The 16,440-nt window shown below is 54.2% G+C and carries 16 protein-coding genes; 12 read left to right on the plus strand and 4 right to left on the minus strand.

Features of this window, described 5'->3' with window-relative positions:
• Positions 1 to 54: 54 nt before the first annotated feature.
• From WDB70_RS01760 to WDB70_RS01780, 5 genes are all read left to right on the plus strand, one after another.
• Positions 55 to 2,496, plus strand: a complete 2,442-nt coding sequence (locus WDB70_RS01760) for a prolyl oligopeptidase family serine peptidase (protein ID WP_406666008.1) — start codon at positions 55 to 57, stop codon at positions 2,494 to 2,496.
• 153 nt (positions 2,497 to 2,649) lie between these two features.
• Positions 2,650 to 5,247: a bifunctional aconitate hydratase 2/2-methylisocitrate dehydratase gene (acnB, locus tag WDB70_RS01765; protein ID WP_406666010.1), complete on the plus strand. Its 2,598-nt coding sequence runs from the start codon at positions 2,650 to 2,652 to the stop codon at positions 5,245 to 5,247.
• A gap of 55 nt (positions 5,248 to 5,302) precedes the next feature.
• On the plus strand, positions 5,303 to 5,656 hold the full coding sequence (locus WDB70_RS01770) for a YacL family protein (RefSeq protein WP_406666012.1): 354 nt from the start codon (positions 5,303 to 5,305) through the stop codon (positions 5,654 to 5,656).
• A 130-nt stretch (positions 5,657 to 5,786) separates the two neighbouring features.
• Positions 5,787 to 6,125 (plus strand): P-II family nitrogen regulator, encoded by a 339-nt coding sequence (locus WDB70_RS01775; protein ID WP_406666014.1) that lies wholly within the window; start codon positions 5,787 to 5,789, stop codon positions 6,123 to 6,125.
• A 9-nt stretch (positions 6,126 to 6,134) separates the two neighbouring features.
• On the plus strand, positions 6,135 to 7,391 hold the full coding sequence (locus tag WDB70_RS01780) for an ammonium transporter (RefSeq protein WP_406666016.1): 1,257 nt from the start codon (positions 6,135 to 6,137) through the stop codon (positions 7,389 to 7,391).
• 24 nt (positions 7,392 to 7,415) lie between these two features.
• Here WDB70_RS01780 and argR read toward each other — a convergent pair whose 3' ends face one another.
• Positions 7,416 to 7,874, minus strand: a complete 459-nt coding sequence (gene argR, locus WDB70_RS01785) for a transcriptional regulator ArgR (RefSeq protein ID WP_406666018.1) — start codon at positions 7,872 to 7,874, stop codon at positions 7,416 to 7,418.
• A gap of 143 nt (positions 7,875 to 8,017) precedes the next feature.
• Here argR and WDB70_RS01790 point away from each other — a divergent pair, with 143 nt between their 5' ends.
• Both WDB70_RS01790 and mdh read left to right on the plus strand, forming a co-directional pair.
• A complete protein-coding gene (locus WDB70_RS01790; RefSeq protein ID WP_406666020.1) occupies positions 8,018 to 8,758 on the plus strand; it encodes a transporter substrate-binding domain-containing protein in 741 nt (246 codons plus the stop codon).
• Between the two features lie 98 nt (positions 8,759 to 8,856).
• Positions 8,857 to 9,795, plus strand: a complete 939-nt coding sequence (gene mdh / locus WDB70_RS01795; RefSeq protein WP_406666022.1) for a malate dehydrogenase — start codon at positions 8,857 to 8,859, stop codon at positions 9,793 to 9,795.
• A gap of 63 nt (positions 9,796 to 9,858) precedes the next feature.
• Here mdh and ispB read toward each other — a convergent pair whose 3' ends face one another.
• Positions 9,859 to 10,827: an octaprenyl diphosphate synthase gene (gene ispB, locus WDB70_RS01800; protein ID WP_406666024.1), complete on the minus strand. Its 969-nt coding sequence runs from the start codon at positions 10,825 to 10,827 to the stop codon at positions 9,859 to 9,861.
• A 232-nt stretch (positions 10,828 to 11,059) separates the two neighbouring features.
• Here ispB and rplU point away from each other — a divergent pair, with 232 nt between their 5' ends.
• From rplU to WDB70_RS01825, 5 genes are all read left to right on the plus strand, one after another.
• Positions 11,060 to 11,371, plus strand: coding sequence for a 50S ribosomal protein L21 (rplU, locus tag WDB70_RS01805; protein WP_406666026.1), 312 nt, complete (start codon positions 11,060 to 11,062; stop codon positions 11,369 to 11,371).
• Positions 11,372 to 11,387: 16 nt separating this feature from the next.
• Positions 11,388 to 11,645 carry a 50S ribosomal protein L27 gene (rpmA, locus tag WDB70_RS01810; protein ID WP_406666028.1) on the plus strand — a complete coding sequence of 86 codons (258 nt, stop codon included), beginning with the start codon at positions 11,388 to 11,390 and terminating at the stop codon, positions 11,643 to 11,645.
• Positions 11,646 to 11,737: 92 nt separating this feature from the next.
• Positions 11,738 to 12,904, plus strand: a complete 1,167-nt coding sequence (gene cgtA, locus WDB70_RS01815) for an Obg family GTPase CgtA (protein ID WP_406666030.1) — start codon at positions 11,738 to 11,740, stop codon at positions 12,902 to 12,904.
• Positions 12,905 to 12,969: 65 nt separating this feature from the next.
• Complete coding sequence (gene folA / locus WDB70_RS01820) at positions 12,970 to 13,485, plus strand: type 3 dihydrofolate reductase (protein WP_406666032.1); 516 nt, start codon at positions 12,970 to 12,972, stop codon at positions 13,483 to 13,485.
• Between the two features lie 65 nt (positions 13,486 to 13,550).
• Positions 13,551 to 13,934, plus strand: coding sequence for a DUF3718 domain-containing protein (locus tag WDB70_RS01825; protein ID WP_406666034.1), 384 nt, complete (start codon positions 13,551 to 13,553; stop codon positions 13,932 to 13,934).
• A 51-nt stretch (positions 13,935 to 13,985) separates the two neighbouring features.
• On the opposite strand, the gene WDB70_RS01830 is transcribed toward WDB70_RS01825, so the two are convergent.
• Positions 13,986 to 14,408 (minus strand): hypothetical protein, encoded by a 423-nt coding sequence (locus WDB70_RS01830; protein ID WP_406666036.1) that lies wholly within the window; start codon positions 14,406 to 14,408, stop codon positions 13,986 to 13,988.
• Between the two features lie 8 nt (positions 14,409 to 14,416).
• A complete protein-coding gene (locus WDB70_RS01835) occupies positions 14,417 to 16,420 on the minus strand; it encodes a methyl-accepting chemotaxis protein (RefSeq protein WP_406666039.1) in 2,004 nt (667 codons plus the stop codon).
• Positions 16,421 to 16,440: the final 20 nt, after the last annotated feature.

Raw genomic sequence — 16,440 nt, forward strand, 5'->3', positions numbered from 1 at the left:
GTATGACAGCCTCCCTCGGGAGGCTGTCGTGTTTCATTTCCCAGGGAGAATATAATGAGAAAAGCCCTTTTGCCTCTGGCCATGTCGGTGCTGTTAAGCGCCTGTGCCACGACCGAGCAAAATAACGCTGTTCCCGCGCCAAAAGCCCAGCCCGCTATTCAGGTTAAAGCCAATGTCACAGCCCGCGACGCCAGCGGCCACCCGACGCTGGCGCAAATCATGGCTAACCCGCAGTGGATCGCCCGCAGCCCGCAGCAGCCCTTTTTCGGCACTGACGGTAAGGTTTACTTCTGGCAACAGCGTAAAGACAGCGAACTGTACGATCTGATGACTTTGAACGGCGATAAAGCTGTGCAGGTGGCTGACAGTGACCGTTATCGCCATGTACCCGGCGGCGTTTGGCAGGGTGATCGTTACGCTTACAGCTATGAAGGCAATATTTACCTGGCCCAGAATAACCAGGTTCGTCAGCTGACCGGCAGCAATGAACGTGACAGCAAACCGCAGTTTCTCAATGATGGCCGGATTGCTTTTGTCCGTGGTGATGCCATTTACACTGTCACGCCGGCCACTGGTTTGGTGCGCCTGTTGGCCGCAGTAGAAATGAAAGATAAGCCGGAAGGGGTTACGGGCCCGAAAGGCTACCTGGCCACTGAGCAGAAAAAGCTGCTGCATTGGGTATCCAAAAAATACTACGACGATCCCAAGGCCAAGGAAGAGCAGCAACAGGCCCTGGAAAAAGCCAACCCGACAGCCAACCCGCAACCGTTCTATTTTGGTAAAGGCCGTCGGCTGGTCGAAATGAGCCTGTCCAAGGATGGCAAGCATCTGCTGGTGGTCACGGATAATGACCGCCCGGATCGCGCCAAAAAAGACATCATGCCCAACTATTTGGGCAAAAACGGTGAGATTGAAATTCGCCCGGTTCGCCAGCGCGTCGCCGACTGGCAACCAAACCCGCAGCGTTTCACGCTAATTGATCTCACTGATCGCCACCGTCAGGATCTGCAATTGAGCGATCTGCCGGGTATCAATACCGATCCGCTGGCCAAGGTGCGGGCAGAAAACCGCAAAGCCGGCTACAAAGTGACACCATTCAAAGGCCCGCGGGCGGTACGGTTGATGGAAGACTGGGGCTGGTCACAGTCTGCCATGCAATGGAGTGATGACGGCAAGCTGGCATTGCTGCTCGAAGCCCAGGACAACAAAGATCGCTGGCTGGTGACTGCCAACCTCAGCAATGGCCACCTGACCACCCAAAACCGCCTGCACGACGATGCCTGGGTCAACTACGACTACAACGACTTTGGCTGGCTCAGCAATGACCAGCTGTGGTTCCAGTCGGAGCAAAGTGGTTACTCACACCTGTACGTGAAGCCGCTCACCGGCAAGGCTCGCCAGCTGGGTAAAGGTGCCTGGGTGGTGAGCAATCCGGTGTTGTCGAAAGACCACAAGAGCTTTTATTTCAAAGCCAATGTGAAGCACCCTGGGATCTATGAAGTTTACAAAGTCGATATTGCCAGCGGCGAGCGTACAGCCCTGACCGACCTCAATGGCATGACTGACTTTGTGCTGAGTCCGGATAACAGCCAGCTGCTGTTGACCCACTCTTCGGTACTGCACCCGCCGGAGCTGTATGCCATGGCTGCCAGCGGTGGCCAGCCCCAGCAACTGACCCATACCGTCTCCAAAGCCTTTATGGACAGCCCCTGGGTAGCACCCAAGATCATTGCTATTCCTAGCAGCCATACGGCGCAGCCGATCTACGCTAAGGTCTACCTGCCGAAAAACTTCGACCCGTCCAAGCATTATCCGGCGGTAGTGTTCAACCATGGCGCGGGTTATCTGCAAGAAGTGCACATGGGCTGGAGTGATTACTTCCGCGAGTTCATGTTCAACAGCCTGCTGGCTACCCATGGCTATGTGGTAATGGACATGGATTACCGGGCGTCCAAGGGCTATGGCCGTGACTGGCGTACGGCCATTTACCGGCAGATGGGCCACCCGGAAGTACAGGATCTCAAGGACGGCGTTAACTACCTGGCCAGCCACTACAGCGTCGATAAAAGTCGGGTGGGCACCTACGGCGGCTCTTATGGTGGCTTCCTGACCTTCATGAGCCTCTACACGGCGCCTGATCTGTTCAAAGCCGGTGCTGCACTGCGGCCAGTGGGAGACTGGGCTAACTACAATGCACCTTATACCTCTAATATCCTGAACCTGCCGGGCAATGACCCTATTGCCTATAAGCGCAGTTCACCGATCTACTTTGCACAGAACCTGAAAAGCCAGCTTGTCATCATGTCCGGTATTTTGGATGACAATGTCTTCTTCCAGGATTCGGTACGGATGCTGCAGCGGTTGATTGAGCTACACAAGACCAACGACTTCAGCTTTGCGCCTTATCCGGTGGAACATCATGGTTTCCGTCAGCCTTCCAGCTGGCAAGATGAATACCAGCGGATCTACAATTTGATGGAGAAAAACCTCAAGTAAGTAGGACGGTTAAAAACGCCGCCTGCGGGCGGCGTTTCTTATACCTTGGTACAAATTCAAATCTGCTCATAAAATCGCTATAATCGCCGCACCTCAGGGGCTTGCCCCCAAGACCAACCGATGGCCCCTGCTGTCACATAAGAGGATCGAGTCGTGCTAGAAGCCTACCGCAAGCATGTAGAAGAACGCGCCGCTGAAGGCGTTGTACCCAAGCCCCTTTCCGCCGAGCAAGTCTCGCAACTGATTGAGCTGCTGAAAAACCCACCGGCCGGTGAAGAAGCGGTACTGCTGGATCTGCTGGCTAACCGTATTCCGCCGGGTGTTGATGAAGCCGCCTATGTTAAAGCTGGTTTCCTGGCTGCTGTAGCCAAGGGTGAAACCCAATCACCGATCCTGACCAAGGAAAAAGCCACCGAGCTGCTGGGCACCATGCAGGGTGGTTACAACATCGCGCCGCTGGTTGAGCTGCTCGATAGCGACAGCCTGGCGCCGATTGCCGCAAAAGCGCTGTCTCATACCTTGCTGATGTTTGATGCCTTCCACGACGTAGTGGAAAAAATGCAAGCCGGTAACGCTTTTGCCAAACAGATCGTGGAAAGCTGGGCCAATGCTGAGTGGTTCCACGAGCGTAAAGCTCTGGCTGATAAAATCACCGTTACCGTTTTCAAGGTGCCGGGTGAAACCAACACTGACGACCTGTCACCGGCCCAGGATGCCTGGTCGCGTCCTGACATCCCGCTGCACGCCCTGGCCATGCTGAAAAATGCCCGTGACGGCATTACCCCGGATAAAGACGGTGATGTGGGCCCCATCAGTACCATTGAGAGCCTGAAAGAAAAAGGCTTCCCGCTGGCCTATGTTGGCGACGTCGTGGGTACCGGTTCTTCCCGTAAGTCCGCTACCAACTCAGTGCTGTGGCACATGGGTGACGATATTCCTTTCGTACCTAACAAGCGCGCTGGTGGTGTTTGTCTGGGTGGCAAAATTGCGCCTATCTTCTTCAACACCATGGAAGACGCCGGTGCTCTGCCTATCGAAGTGGACGTATCCAACCTGGAAATGGGCGATGTTATCGACATCTACCCGTATCAAGGCAAAATCACCCGGCACGGTACTGACGAAGTGCTGGCTGAGTTCGAACTGAAAACCGATGTGCTGCTGGACGAAGTCCGTGCTGGCGGTCGTATTCCGCTGATCATCGGCCGTGGCCTGACCGAAAAAGCCCGCGAAGCACTGGGCCTGGGCCACTCTGAAGACTTCCGCCGTCCGGCTGACGTCAAAGACAGTGGCAAGGGTTACACCCTGGCCCAGAAGATGGTGGGTAAGGCCTGTGGTGTGGCGGGTATCCGCCCTGGCCAGTACTGCGAGCCGAAAATGACCACTGTCGGTTCTCAGGACACTACCGGCCCGATGACCCGTGATGAGCTTAAAGACTTGGCTTGTCTGGGCTTTAGTGCCGACCTGACCATGCAGTCGTTCTGTCACACTGCCGCCTATCCGAAGCCGGTTGATGTGGAAACTCACCACACCCTGCCCGATTTCATCATGAACCGTGGCGGCGTTTCACTGCGCCCGGGTGACGGTGTTATCCACTCCTGGCTGAACCGCATGCTGCTGCCCGATACGGTCGGCACCGGTGGTGACTCCCACACCCGTTTCCCGCTGGGTATTTCCTTCCCGGCAGGCTCTGGCCTAGTGGCGTTTGCTGCTGCTACTGGCGTCATGCCGCTGGATATGCCGGAGTCCGTGCTGGTGCGTTTCAAAGGCAAAATGCAGCCGGGCATCACGCTGCGTGATCTGGTCCATGCCATCCCGTATTTCGCCATTCAGCAGGGTCTGCTGACGGTTGAGAAAAAGGGTAAGAAAAATGCCTTCTCCGGTCGCATCATCGAAATTGAAGGTCTGCCGACACTGAAAGTGGAACAGGCTTTCGAACTGGCTGATGCTACTGCCGAACGCAGTGCGGCCGGTTGTACCATCAAGCTCGATAAAGAGCCGGTTACTGAGTACCTGCAGTCCAACATCGTCATGCTGAAGTGGATGATCAGCGAAGGTTACGGCGACCGTCGTACCATCGAGCGCCGCATCAAGGCCATGGAAGAGTGGCTGGCCAACCCTGAGCTGATGGAAGCTGATGCTGACGCTGAATACGCTGAAGTGGTGGAAATCGACCTGGATCAGATCAAAGAGCCTATCCTGTGTGCGCCGAACGACCCGGATGATGCTCGCCTGCTGTCTGACGTTACCGGTGAGAACATTGACGAAGTGTTCATCGGCTCTTGTATGACCAATATTGGCCACTTCCGTGCCGCCGGTAAGCTGCTGGATAAATACAACGGCCAGCTGGTTACCCGCCTATGGGTTGCGCCGCCGACCAAGATGGACCGTGACCAACTCACCGAAGAAGGTTACTACAACATCTTTGGCCGCTCCGGTGCCCGCATCGAGATCCCGGGTTGCTCCTTGTGTATGGGTAACCAGGCGCGGGTAGGGGACAACACCACCGTGGTGTCTACATCTACCCGTAACTTCCCGAACCGTCTGGGTAAAGGTGCCAATGTTTACCTGGCTTCTGCCGAACTGGCAGCAGTTGCGGCCATTCTGGGTAAACTGCCGACCCCGGCTGAGTATCTGGAATACGCTCGGGAGCTGGATGCCACAGCGGCTGACACCTACCGTTACCTGAACTTTGATCAGCTGCCGCAATACACGGCCAAGGCTGACGAAGTGATTATGCAGACCGCTGTATAAACCGTGTTGTACGCAAAAAGCCCCGCTACGGCGGGGCTTTTTTATGAGGATTGTCATGGAACATGTTTTTGCTTATCAGCCCGGCAGTGGCCGTTTTGAAGTGCGTTTAGAGCACGGTTTTACGGCCCTGGCCAGGTTACTGGAAGAGGAACTGGGGGCCGTGCATGTACTGGCACAGTTACAGCAGCAACTAGCAACACCGGCAGGTGAAATAGATTGCGGCCAGTGGCGTGTGCAATGGCAACAAGGGGAAGTGCAATTGCGCCACCACAGCCTCTTTAGTGAAGAGCAGACCCTGGAGCCGGAGCTGGATTACGGTGACAGCGATCTATGCTGCGAGTGTGGCCTGACTGATCTGCAGCAGCTGCTCGATGCCTGGCAGCAATTCATGCACCAGCAGAGTGCATAAATGCACCACTTTGATGCATAAATCTCCTTTTTGTTTCACCGTCATTTTTTAATTAATTGATTTTTATAGTTATTCCTCCTTGGCACAAGGCTTGATTAGGATAGTTATCTGATCACAAGGAGGCCCGGCGATGAAAAAAGTCACCGCCATTATTAAACCCTTCAAGCTCGATGATGTTCGAGAGGCACTCACTGAGGCCGGCGTACATGGCCTGACTGTCAGTGAAGTCCGTGGCTTTGGTCGCCAGCGTGGCCATACCGAGCTCTATCGCGGCGCTGAGTACCGCATCGATTTTCTACCCAAAGTACAGTTGGACATCCTGGTGACTGACAGCCAGGTGGAGCGGGTGGTAGAGGCTATTCAAAAAGCGGCCTACACCGGCAAGGTCGGCGACGGCAAGATCTGGGTCCAGGCCCTGGAAACCGTAATTCGCATTCGTACCGAAGAATGCGATGACGACGCGATTTAAGGAGGCCACATGGAACATGCATCAACACAGATAGCTTACGCATTAGATACTTTTTACCTGCTGGTTTCCGGTGCTTTTGTGATGTGGATGGCAGCGGGTTTTGCCATGCTTGAAGCGGGCCTGGTCAGGGCCAAAAACACCACGGAAATTCTGACCAAGAACATGACGCTGTTTGCGGTCGCCTGCATCATGTACATGATTTGCGGTTACAACATCATGTATCCGGCTGAGGCGGTTAACAGTGTCTGGCCGGGTATCAGCTTTCTGCTGGGGGGCGATCACAGTGTCGCCTCGGTGCTGCAAGGCGGTGATGATGCGCCAGTGTATTCGCACATGGCCGACTTCTTCTTCCAGGTAGTGTTTGTTGCCACGGCGATGTCGGTGGTTTCCGGCGCGGTGGCTGAGCGCATGAAGCTGTGGGTATTTTTGGCTTTCGCCGTGGTCCTGACGGCCTTTATCTACCCGGTGGAAGGTTACTGGAAGTGGGGTGGCGGCTTTCTCGATAAAATGGGCTTCGTTGACTTTGCCGGCTCCGGCATTGTGCACCTGACCGGTGCTTCAGCGGCCATTGCCGGGGTGTTGCTGTTGGGCCCGCGCAAAGGAAAATACGGTAAAAATGGTGAAATCAACGCCATTCCTGGCTCTAACCTGCCTTTGGCTACCCTGGGGATGTTCATTCTCTGGTTGGGCTGGTTTGGTTTTAACGGTGGCTCTGAGCTGAAAATTTCGAATATTGACGAAGCCAACGCTGTCGCCAAGGTATTTGTGAATACCAATATGGCTGCCGCAGGGGGCCTCATCGCCGCGCTGATCAGCGCCAAGCTCCTGTTTGGCAAAGCTGATTTGACCATGGCTATTAACGGCGCGCTGGCGGGCCTGGTGGCGGTGACGGCTGAACCACTGGCGCCGAGCCCGCTGTGGGCAACGCTGGTTGGCGCTATCGGTGGGGTATTGGTGGTCTTTTCGGTGATTGCTTTTGACAAGCTGAAAATAGATGACCCGGTCGGCGCTATTTCCGTGCACGGCATTGCCGGTATCTGGGGGGTTATGGCGGTGCCTTTCAGTAATGGTGAAAGTAGCTTTACGGTGCAGTTGCTGGGCGTACTGAGTATCTTTGGCTGGGTATTTGTCACGTCACTGATTGTGTGGTGGGTGCTGAAAAAGCTGGTTGGTCTGCGCGTTTCCGAAGAAGAGGAATACGAAGGGGTGGATATGACCGAGTGCGGCATGGAGGCGTACCCGGAATTTAAAACCAGTAAGGGGTAAAAAAGGGCGCCGTTGGCGCCCTTTTCAGTGAAACAGATCTTTTATCATCTTCAGCGTGTCATCAATACGGCTGACTTTGCTGGGTGCGACCAAAATGGTGTCGTCTCCGGCGATGGTGCCGAGAATGCCGTCGGCCTTGGTGAAAGAGTCCAGCAAGCGGGCGATTAGCTGGGCTGAACCTGGGCTGGTTTTCAGCACAACCATGGACTCGTTGTGATCAATATCAATCACCAGGTTTTTCAGCTGGCTGCTGGCGGTAGGTACACCGAGCTCTGCCGGCAGGCAATACACCATTTCCTGACGGGCATTACGGGTACGCACCGCCCCGAATTTGGTTAACATGCGAGAGACTTTGGACTGGCTGATATTATCGAAGCCCTGATTACGCAAGGCGTTGACAATTTCGCTCTGGGAGCCGCAGCTTTCCTCATTGAGCAATTGCTTAAAGGCGGCAACCAGGCTGTTTTGATCGTGTTGGCTCATCGAACCGATACTCCGGGGTACTGTAATGCTGCATAAACATTCAACGGCGCCATGGTAACATGCACAAGCCAACAAGGCAGCTTGCATCGGTTGCGGTTCGCTGTCAGTCTTGGGGCTGTCAAAGATAAGAATGAGCAGCGGTAATGCGCAAGGCACTCTGGCTGACCCTGTTGTACTGCCTTGGTGGAATAGCGCTGGCAAAAGCGCAGGGGAAGCCGTTGGTTTTCGGTACGGAAGCCACCTATCCGCCGTTTGAGTATCGCAATGATACCGGGCAACTGGTTGGCATTGATGTGGATGTCGCTCATGCGATCTGTAAGGTATTGAAGCGGCCCTGTGTGATCACCGAACATCCTTTTGATTCTCTGATGGGAGAGTTGGAAGACAACCAGCTTGATGCGGTGATCGCCGCACTGGATATCAGCTCCCATTACGATACCGACGTACGTTTTTCAGACCCTTACTATCGTAACGCTGCCGTTTACGTCACCTTGAGAAAACTCAGCGATGCCCAGGCCATGGCCGGTTATATCGGCGTGCAAAATGGCTCTAGCCACCAACAATATCTTATTGATCAGCGCCACTGGCAGCTGACCAGCTATGACCACCTGAAAACCGCACTAAAAGAGCTGCGAGATGGCCGTATCAGCGCCGTTTTTGTTGATACGGCGGTCGCTAATGCCTGGTTGGAAGATAACAGCGACAACGATTTACGCTTAGTCGGCGGGCCTGTACGGGATCTGCGTTATTTTGGCCGGGGCATGGGTATTGCCGTCAAGCGTGAACACAAGCAGTTACTGGAACAAATCAACCAGGCTCTGGCCACCATCAAACGTAATGGCCAGCTTGATCGCATCCTTTCTGGCTACCTGAAAGTACACTGACGCCAACGCCTCTGAACCTTGGTCTGATTGTTTTTTTAGCCCCATTGGGCTAAGGTGCAGCGCACATCTGAACTGCTCAGACTTAGGGAGAAAATGCGATGAAAGTTGCCGTTCTTGGCGCCGCCGGTGGTATCGGTCAGGCCCTGTCTCTGTTGCTCAAAACTCAGCTGCCAGCCGGCTCTGACCTGGCACTCTATGATGTCGCTCCGGTCGTACCGGGTGTTGCAGTTGATCTGAGCCACATCCCCACCGCCGTCAAGGTGCAAGGGTTCGGTAAAGATGATCTGCACACTGCGCTGACCGGTGCCGACCTGGTGCTGATCCCGGCGGGTGTACCGCGTAAACCAGGTATGGATCGCTCTGATCTGTTTAACGTCAATGCCGGTATTGTTCGCTCACTGGTTGAAGCCATTGCTGATACCTGCCCGAAAGCCATTATCGGTATCATCACCAACCCGGTTAACACTACCGTTGCCATTGCTGCTGACGTGCTCAAAGCGAAAGGCGTTTATGACAAGCAGCGTCTGTTTGGTGTGACCACCCTGGACGTTATTCGTGCGGAAACCTTCATCGGCGAAGCCATGGATAAAGATCCGGCGGATGTCAGCATCAATGTTATCGGTGGCCATTCCGGTGTCACCATTTTGCCATTGCTGTCACAGGTAGAAGGCCTGAAGCTGTCTGACGACGAAATTGCCGCCATGACCAAGCGTATTCAAAACGCAGGGACTGAAGTGGTTGAAGCCAAAGCCGGCGGTGGTTCTGCGACTCTGTCCATGGGCCAGGCAGCTGCACGTTTTGGCCTGTCGGTGATCCGTGGCCTGCAGGGTGATGCCAATGTGGTTGAATGTGCTTACGTAGAAAGCGGCTCTGAACATGCCCGCTTCTTCGCTCAGCCGGTACGCCTCGGTAAAAATGGCTGGGAAGAAGCACTGTCTTACGGTGAACTGTCTGCTTTTGAGCAGCAGGCACTGGACAGCATGCTCGATACCCTGAAAAAAGACATCACCATGGGTGAGGAGTTTGTAGCGGGCTGATTTGCCGCTGCGAACTAAAAAGGGAGCCAACAGGCTCCCTTTTTTATTGCCAGGCGTTTTGGCTCAGCTATTGCGATCAACCGCCACTTTCGCCAAGGCTATCAGTGCTTCTTTATAATCACTGGCTGGTAGCGGTGCCAAAGCGGCAATGGCCTTGTCAGCTTCTTCCAGTGCCCGTTGATAGGTGTAATCCAGTGATCCGACGCGCTGCATAGTGGCGAGGATCGCGGCCAGCTTGTCACGGCCATTACCCTGTTCAATCGCCGCGCGGATCAGCGCCGCTTCTTCTGGTGAACCGTGGTTCATCGCGTGCAGTAGCGGCAGGGTGGGTTTACCTTCGGCCAGGTCATCACCCAGGTTTTTACCCAGTTCGCTGGCATCGGCCTGGTAATCGAGCAAATCATCGACAAGCTGAAAGGCCGTGCCGAGGTATTTACCGTAATCGCTCATGGCCGGTTCCAGCTCTGGCTTGCCGGCAATGACGGCAGACAAGCCGGTAGCTGCTTCAAACAGCTTGGCGGTCTTACAGTAAATCACCGCCAGGTAGCGCGCTTCAGTGGTGTCGGGATCGTTGCAGTTCATGAGTTGCATGACTTCCCCTTCAGCGATGACATTAGTGGCATCGGCCAGCACCTGCATCACTTTCATCGAGTCCAGCCCGACCATCAGCTGAAAAGCGCGGGTATAGAGAAAATCGCCTACCAGTACTGATGCCTGGTTACCGAACAGGGCATTGGCGGTTTCCCGGCCGCGGCGTAGCGTCGATTCGTCAACGACATCGTCATGGAGCAGGGTCGAGGTATGAATAAACTCGATGAGGGTAGCCAGGCGAACATGATGGTTGCCCTGATAGCCCAGTGCCCGGGCCGCCAGCACTGTGAGCATCGGCCGTAGCCGTTTACCGCCAGCGTTGATGATGTAGTAGCCCAACTGATTGATCAGTGCCACATCTGAAGCAAGTTGGTCCTGGATGGTCTCGTTGACCGCTGTCATGTCAGCGGCGCAGAGTTGGCGAATGTGGTCGAGATCCATAAAAAACGCGTTGAGCCCTGGCCAATAAATCGATATCAGATGGCGGGATCTTACACTAAAATGGTCCTGCTGTGAGCGTCACCAGGCCCTTGCTGGCAATTGCACACTTTTTCTGCTTTTTATTGGTGATCGGCTTGCTGAGGGCGGTGCTTTTCATTAGAATACGCGCCCTATTGTGAGTTTTATTGCGCATCCGCCGGCGGGCCGATGCGGAGAATAACGGAGAAAAACCATGTACGCGGTTATCCAAAGTGGCGGTAAACAACACCGTGTCGCTGAGGGCGAGGTGGTTCGCCTGGAAAAGCTTGAGCTGGAAACCGGCGCAACTGTCGAGTTCGACAAAGTGCTGATGGTGACCAACGGTGACGACGTTAAAGTCGGCGCTCCTTATGTTGACGGCAGCAAAGTAACGGCGGAAGTCGTTGCTCACGGTCGTGGCGACAAAGTGAAGATCGTTAAATTCCGTCGTCGTAAACACCACCGTAAGCAAATGGGCCACCGTCAGTGGTTCACTGAAGTCAAAATTACTGGCATCAGCGCCTGATTAAGGAGACGTAACCATGGCACATAAAAAGGCAGCAGGTTCTACTCGTAACGGTCGTGATTCAGAAAGCAAACGCCTGGGTGTAAAACGCTACGGTGGTGAGTCTGTTCTGGCTGGTAACATCATCGTTCGTCAGCGTGGCACCAAGTTTCATGCCGGTAGCAACGTGGGCATCGGTAAGGACCACACTCTGTTCGCCACTGCCGAAGGCAAGGTGAAGTTCGAAGTGAAAGGCCCGAAAAACCGTAAATACGTGAGCGTTATCGCCGACTAACGGCTGCGCTTGGAAACGTGAAAGCCCCGCCAGCGCGCGGGGTTTTTTTATGAGCCGTCCTATGCTTAACCATCGGCAGGAGAAAAATCGCTATGAAATTCGTTGATGAAGCCGTGATCCGCGTCGAAGCGGGCGATGGTGGTAATGGCGTCGTCGGTTTCCGGCGTGAAAAATATGTTCCCAAAGGGGGCCCGGACGGTGGTGACGGCGGCGACGGCGGCGATGTGTATATTGAGGCGGATGAAAACCTCAATACGCTGATTGACTATCGCTTTGAACGCTTTCACAAGGCCGAACGCGGTGAAAATGGCAGTGGTGGCAACTGTACTGGCCGTCGTGGCCACGACCTGACGCTGAAAGTGCCGGTCGGTACCCGGGCTGCTGATGAAGAAACCGGTGAAGTGGTCGGCGAGGTCACGAAACATGGTCAGCGCTTGATGGTTGCCAAAGGTGGCTTCCACGGCTTGGGCAATACCCGTTTTAAATCTTCCACTAACCGGGCTCCACGGCAACGGACTTTGGGTACCAAAGGCGAAGTGCGGGAGTTGAAGCTGGAGCTGTTGTTGCTGGCGGATGTTGGATTGTTGGGTATGCCCAATGCCGGCAAATCAACACTGATCCGGGCAGTATCCAAGGCCAAGCCGAAAGTGGCTGACTACCCATTCACAACATTGGTGCCTAACTTAGGCGTAGTGAGCCCCTTCCCGGGCAAGAGTTTTGTTATCGCCGATATTCCCGGCTTGATTGAAGGCGCTGCAGAAGGTGCTGGTTTGGGCTTTCAGTTTCTGCGTCACCTCGAGCGCTGCCGTATTTTACTGCATGTCATTGATGTTGAGCCTTTTGACGGCAGCGATCCGGTAGAAAATGCCCTGACCATTATTGCTGAACTGGATCGGTATTCACCAAAGCTGGCGAAAAAGCCCCGTTGGGTCGTGTTTAACAAAACCGACTTGCTGACTGGCGACGCCTTGCCGCAGCGTATCGATGATATTTTGACTGCGCTGGACCATCAAGGCCCGTACTTTCAGACCTGTGCGGTATTGCAGGAAGGTACCCAGACGTTGGTGCATGAGCTGATGCATTTCATTGACAGTTTGCCAGCTGAAGAGGAAGCGCCGCAGCAAGGCGATGTACCAGTGGATTTCAAATGGGATGATTACCACGAGCAAACCTTGGCAGAGCATCAACAGGACGATGACGACGACGATGAAGACTGGGATGACGACGATTATGACGTTGAGGTTGTCTACGAACGTTGACAAAACCGCGCCTTAGGGCGCGGTTTTTTGTTAAGCTGCGGTTTTCAGTGAAGAGCCAGCTGACGATGCAACTTGCCCTTATTGCTGCCATGGCCGAAGACCGTATTATCGGCCGGGATAACACCATGCCTTGGCACTTGCCGGCCGATCTCAAGCACTTTAAAGCTGTGACGTTGGGCAAGCCAGTGCTGATGGGGCGGAAAACCTTCGAGAGCATTGGCCGGCCACTGCCGGGGCGTCGTAATCTGGTGATTACCCGGCAGCGCCAGTTTCATCCTGAAGGGGTAGAGGTTTTCAGCTCTTTATCGGCAGCATTGGCAAGCTGCCAAGATGCTGCAGAGGTGATGGTGATCGGCGGAGGGCAAATCTACACCGAAGCCTTGCCGTTGGCGGATCGTCTTTACCTGACCTTCATTGCTGCAAAAATTACTGGCGATACCCGTTTCCCAGACTGGCAAGAGTATGGCAGCTGGAAAAAAACAGAAGAAAATCGTTTACCCGCCGATAAGGCTAATGGTTATGCTCTGCATTTTGTGACCTTTGAACGTGACAGAACGAGCATTTCGGCTCATAACAATTGAGCTGTCACTGTTGTATTGCTAGCATTTGCCAGCTTTTCTTGCTTGCATTTAGGAGTGTTGTTGAGATGAAGTCTGTAAAACTGGGAGCGGCTGCTCTGCTGGTAGCCATGACCTACCACCCCGCACCTGCCCATGCCGGGGCCGAGCAATTGGTGGCCAGTATCTGTAACTATGTGGCCGCGAACGACAAAAACCGCCTGCGCTCCAAGCTGTCTGACTCCGGTATTCGTCTGCGTAACATTTATGATGGCATCAAATGCAACGGCGAAAGCCTGCTGCGTTTTGCCATGACTTCCGGGGCCGATAACATTGGCGCCTTTATGGCCAAGAAACTGCCGGGCTCTACTCTGTCCAAGCCTGAAGCCGATGGTAAAACGGTGCTTCAGTGGGCTGAAGCTAATGGTTTTGGCGGCTCAGAAACCGCTGCTGCGATAAAAGAGCGCCTCTAAGTAAGCTACTGGCTGTGAGATGCAAAACGCCGCGCATCATGCGCGGCGTTTTTATTTGACCGGCCACCAGCTCCCGTCTTTTTGTCTGACCAGGGTTAAGGTCAGTTGCCGCTGTTGCCGCTCTCCTTTCATAAAAACACCATAGGCACCACGCACAGCCATGGCTCCAAGGCTACTGCCAAAGCGACCAAACAGTTCCGGGTTACCAACGGTGAACGTCTTGGCCGCCTCAAGGGAACTCTTGGTAAAGACAATAGTGACCCTGGCCAAGGCCTGATAGCGGTTTGCCGACAGTGCCTTGATGGCGCCCAATTGCAACTTATCTATACGCAAAAAGTCACTTTGCTCTCCCCCTATGCTCAGAGCCTGTTGCGCGGCGCGCTGCCAATCAGCAATGGCCGGTCTATCGGCTGTACAGGCGGTTAGCAGCAGTAAAAAAAACGCGGCCGCCAGGCGACCGCGTTGTGTAAACACATTGCTCATCACAGGGTGAAGCGGCGTACTGAGTTACGCAACTCATCCGAGAGGCGAGCAACTTCCTCGCTGGAGCTGGCAGTCTGCTCTGCACCCTGTGAGTTCTCCTCGGCAATATTGACGATGGAGGACAACTTCTCACTAATTTCGGTGGCGACAATACCCTGCTCTTTGGCGGCCTGGGCGATGTGCTCACTTTTGTCACGGGCTTCGTGAACCGCATCAGTGATATGGGTCAGGGCAATATCAGACTCGTTGGACTTGGCTACACAGCTCTCGGCCTGGAACTTACCTTGCTCCATCGCCGCCACAGCCTGTTCAGCGCCCGCTTGCAGGGCTTCAATCATAGATTGAATTTCCTGAGTCGACTGCTGGGTACGGGAAGCCAGCGTGCGGACTTCGTCGGCAACCACGGCAAAACCGCGGCCCTGCTCACCAGCGCGTGCTGCCTCAATGGCGGCATTGAGTGCCAGCAGGTTGGTCTGTTCGGCAATACCCCGAATAACATCGAGAATGGAGCCAATGTTGGCACTGTCTTTGTGCAGTTTGTTAATCACCTCAGAGGCTGATTCCACTTCAGCCGCCAGCATTTGAATGGTGCTCTTGGTATCGGCTGACAACTGGCGAACACGCTCAGCTTCGCTCTCGGCACGCATTACCGAGTCGAGGGTATCGGTAGCACTGTGTGTTACCTGATCGGCACTGGCAGACATCTCGGTGGTTGCTGTTGCCACTTGATCAACCTGGCTACGTTGTTGCTGCACGGCCACTTTGGTCTGGGCGGTGATGGCGGAGGTTTGTTCAGCGCTGGCAGCCAACTGTGTTGAGCCACTGGAAATACCGTCAATGAGATTGCGCAGGGCATCAATCAGGCTGTTGGTGTTGCGGGCTAGGGTGCCAAATTCATCGCTGGCACTGTCATCCAGGCGCTGTGTCAGATCGCCAGAGGCGACGACTTTCAGCATTTCGTTGACTTTCTCCAAGGGGCGAGTGATAGAGCGCACAACATAGAAGGCAATCAGTGAGGCAATCACCAAGCAAGCCAGCATCACCAAACCAGTAGCCATGTTGGCACGGCTAACCGAATGGTCAATTTTCTGTTTAGTGTCAGCAGCGATGCTCTGAGCGGCTTTTTGCAGGGTCTTAAGGCCGCCACGCAGACCTTGCAGATTGATCTGCTCTTCCATCAGCGCGGTGCCAGCTTTTTCATTTTCGCTCAAATATTGCTGCTGTTGTGCAACAAAACCGGTGTTTGGTTGATTTATCTGCTGGCGCAAATCGTCCACTTTCGCTTTCAGGGACTTAACGAATTTGTTATCTGCGCCGACATTACGTACCAGGTAATCAAGGTTGGAGTCGAGATCGCTGAGCGAAAACTTCAGCTCACCGGCAATGGTATTAGCCTTGGTTTTGCTGGTGGTCTTGGAAAATTCAATTGCCGTGGTGGTTAACGACATGAACATGTTGTCTAGCTTGTTAGCCGCGGCTTTGACGTTGTCAGGAACCCCCGAGTCAATCAAGTCGAGGATATTGGAGCTGGCATCATCGGCGGTGTCAGAGATATTACCGCGGTGCTTCTGTACTGCATCACGCAGTTTCAGGCCAGTTAGGCGGGCCGCAAAAAGACGCTGTTGGGCGTCACTGAAAGCGTCGAAACTGGACGCCACTGAACGGCTGGTGGTGACCAGTTCCTTTTCGTTTTTGATGAGCTCTTTAAAATCCTTCAGGGAGCTTTCCAGATCGGTTGCCGCTTGTTGGGCATCCTGCTGATATTGAGCAATTTCCTTCTCATTATCGCTATGGTAAGCCTTGAGGCCAATTTCGGTCAGCTTGGCGCTATTGAGCTGTAAATCGCTGACATTAATGATTGAGCCTACAGCCAGGGACGTCGCCCGGGTCACATTACTTTCAATATTATTAAAGCCGAAAAATGAGCTGACTCCGTTTCCGATCAGCAACAACGTGATGATCACAAAGCCGAGTACGATCCGCTTGGCGACGGTGAGATTCATTGAGGCTCCCCCTGACAAAT

This window comes from Gallaecimonas aegicerasi, from assembly GCF_045291545.1.
GTDB lineage: Bacteria > Pseudomonadota > Gammaproteobacteria > Enterobacterales > Gallaecimonadaceae > Gallaecimonas.

Excerpts from the sequence above, each read along its gene's own strand:
- WDB70_RS01760 (WP_406666008.1), top strand. The coding sequence starts at position 55 with ATGAGAAAAGCCCTTTTGCCTCTGGCCATGTCGGTGCTGTTAAGCGCC.
- mdh (WP_406666022.1), top strand. The coding sequence starts at position 8,857 with ATGAAAGTTGCCGTTCTTGGCGCCGCCGGTGGTATCGGTCAGGCCCTG.
- ispB (WP_406666024.1), bottom strand. The coding sequence starts at position 10,827 with ATGGATCTCGACCACATTCGCCAACTCTGCGCCGCTGACATGACAGCG.
- WDB70_RS01780 (WP_406666016.1), top strand. The coding sequence starts at position 6,135 with ATGGAACATGCATCAACACAGATAGCTTACGCATTAGATACTTTTTAC.
- WDB70_RS01825 (WP_406666034.1), top strand. The coding sequence starts at position 13,551 with ATGAAGTCTGTAAAACTGGGAGCGGCTGCTCTGCTGGTAGCCATGACC.
- rplU (WP_406666026.1), top strand. The coding sequence starts at position 11,060 with ATGTACGCGGTTATCCAAAGTGGCGGTAAACAACACCGTGTCGCTGAG.
- rpmA (WP_406666028.1), top strand. The coding sequence starts at position 11,388 with ATGGCACATAAAAAGGCAGCAGGTTCTACTCGTAACGGTCGTGATTCA.
- WDB70_RS01790 (WP_406666020.1), top strand. The coding sequence starts at position 8,018 with ATGCGCAAGGCACTCTGGCTGACCCTGTTGTACTGCCTTGGTGGAATA.
- argR (WP_406666018.1), bottom strand. The coding sequence starts at position 7,874 with ATGAGCCAACACGATCAAAACAGCCTGGTTGCCGCCTTTAAGCAATTG.
- WDB70_RS01835 (WP_406666039.1), bottom strand. The coding sequence starts at position 16,420 with ATGAATCTCACCGTCGCCAAGCGGATCGTACTCGGCTTTGTGATCATC.
- WDB70_RS01770 (WP_406666012.1), top strand. The coding sequence starts at position 5,303 with ATGGAACATGTTTTTGCTTATCAGCCCGGCAGTGGCCGTTTTGAAGTG.
- cgtA (WP_406666030.1), top strand. The coding sequence starts at position 11,738 with ATGAAATTCGTTGATGAAGCCGTGATCCGCGTCGAAGCGGGCGATGGT.
- folA (WP_406666032.1), top strand. The coding sequence starts at position 12,970 with ATGCAACTTGCCCTTATTGCTGCCATGGCCGAAGACCGTATTATCGGC.
- WDB70_RS01775 (WP_406666014.1), top strand. The coding sequence starts at position 5,787 with ATGAAAAAAGTCACCGCCATTATTAAACCCTTCAAGCTCGATGATGTT.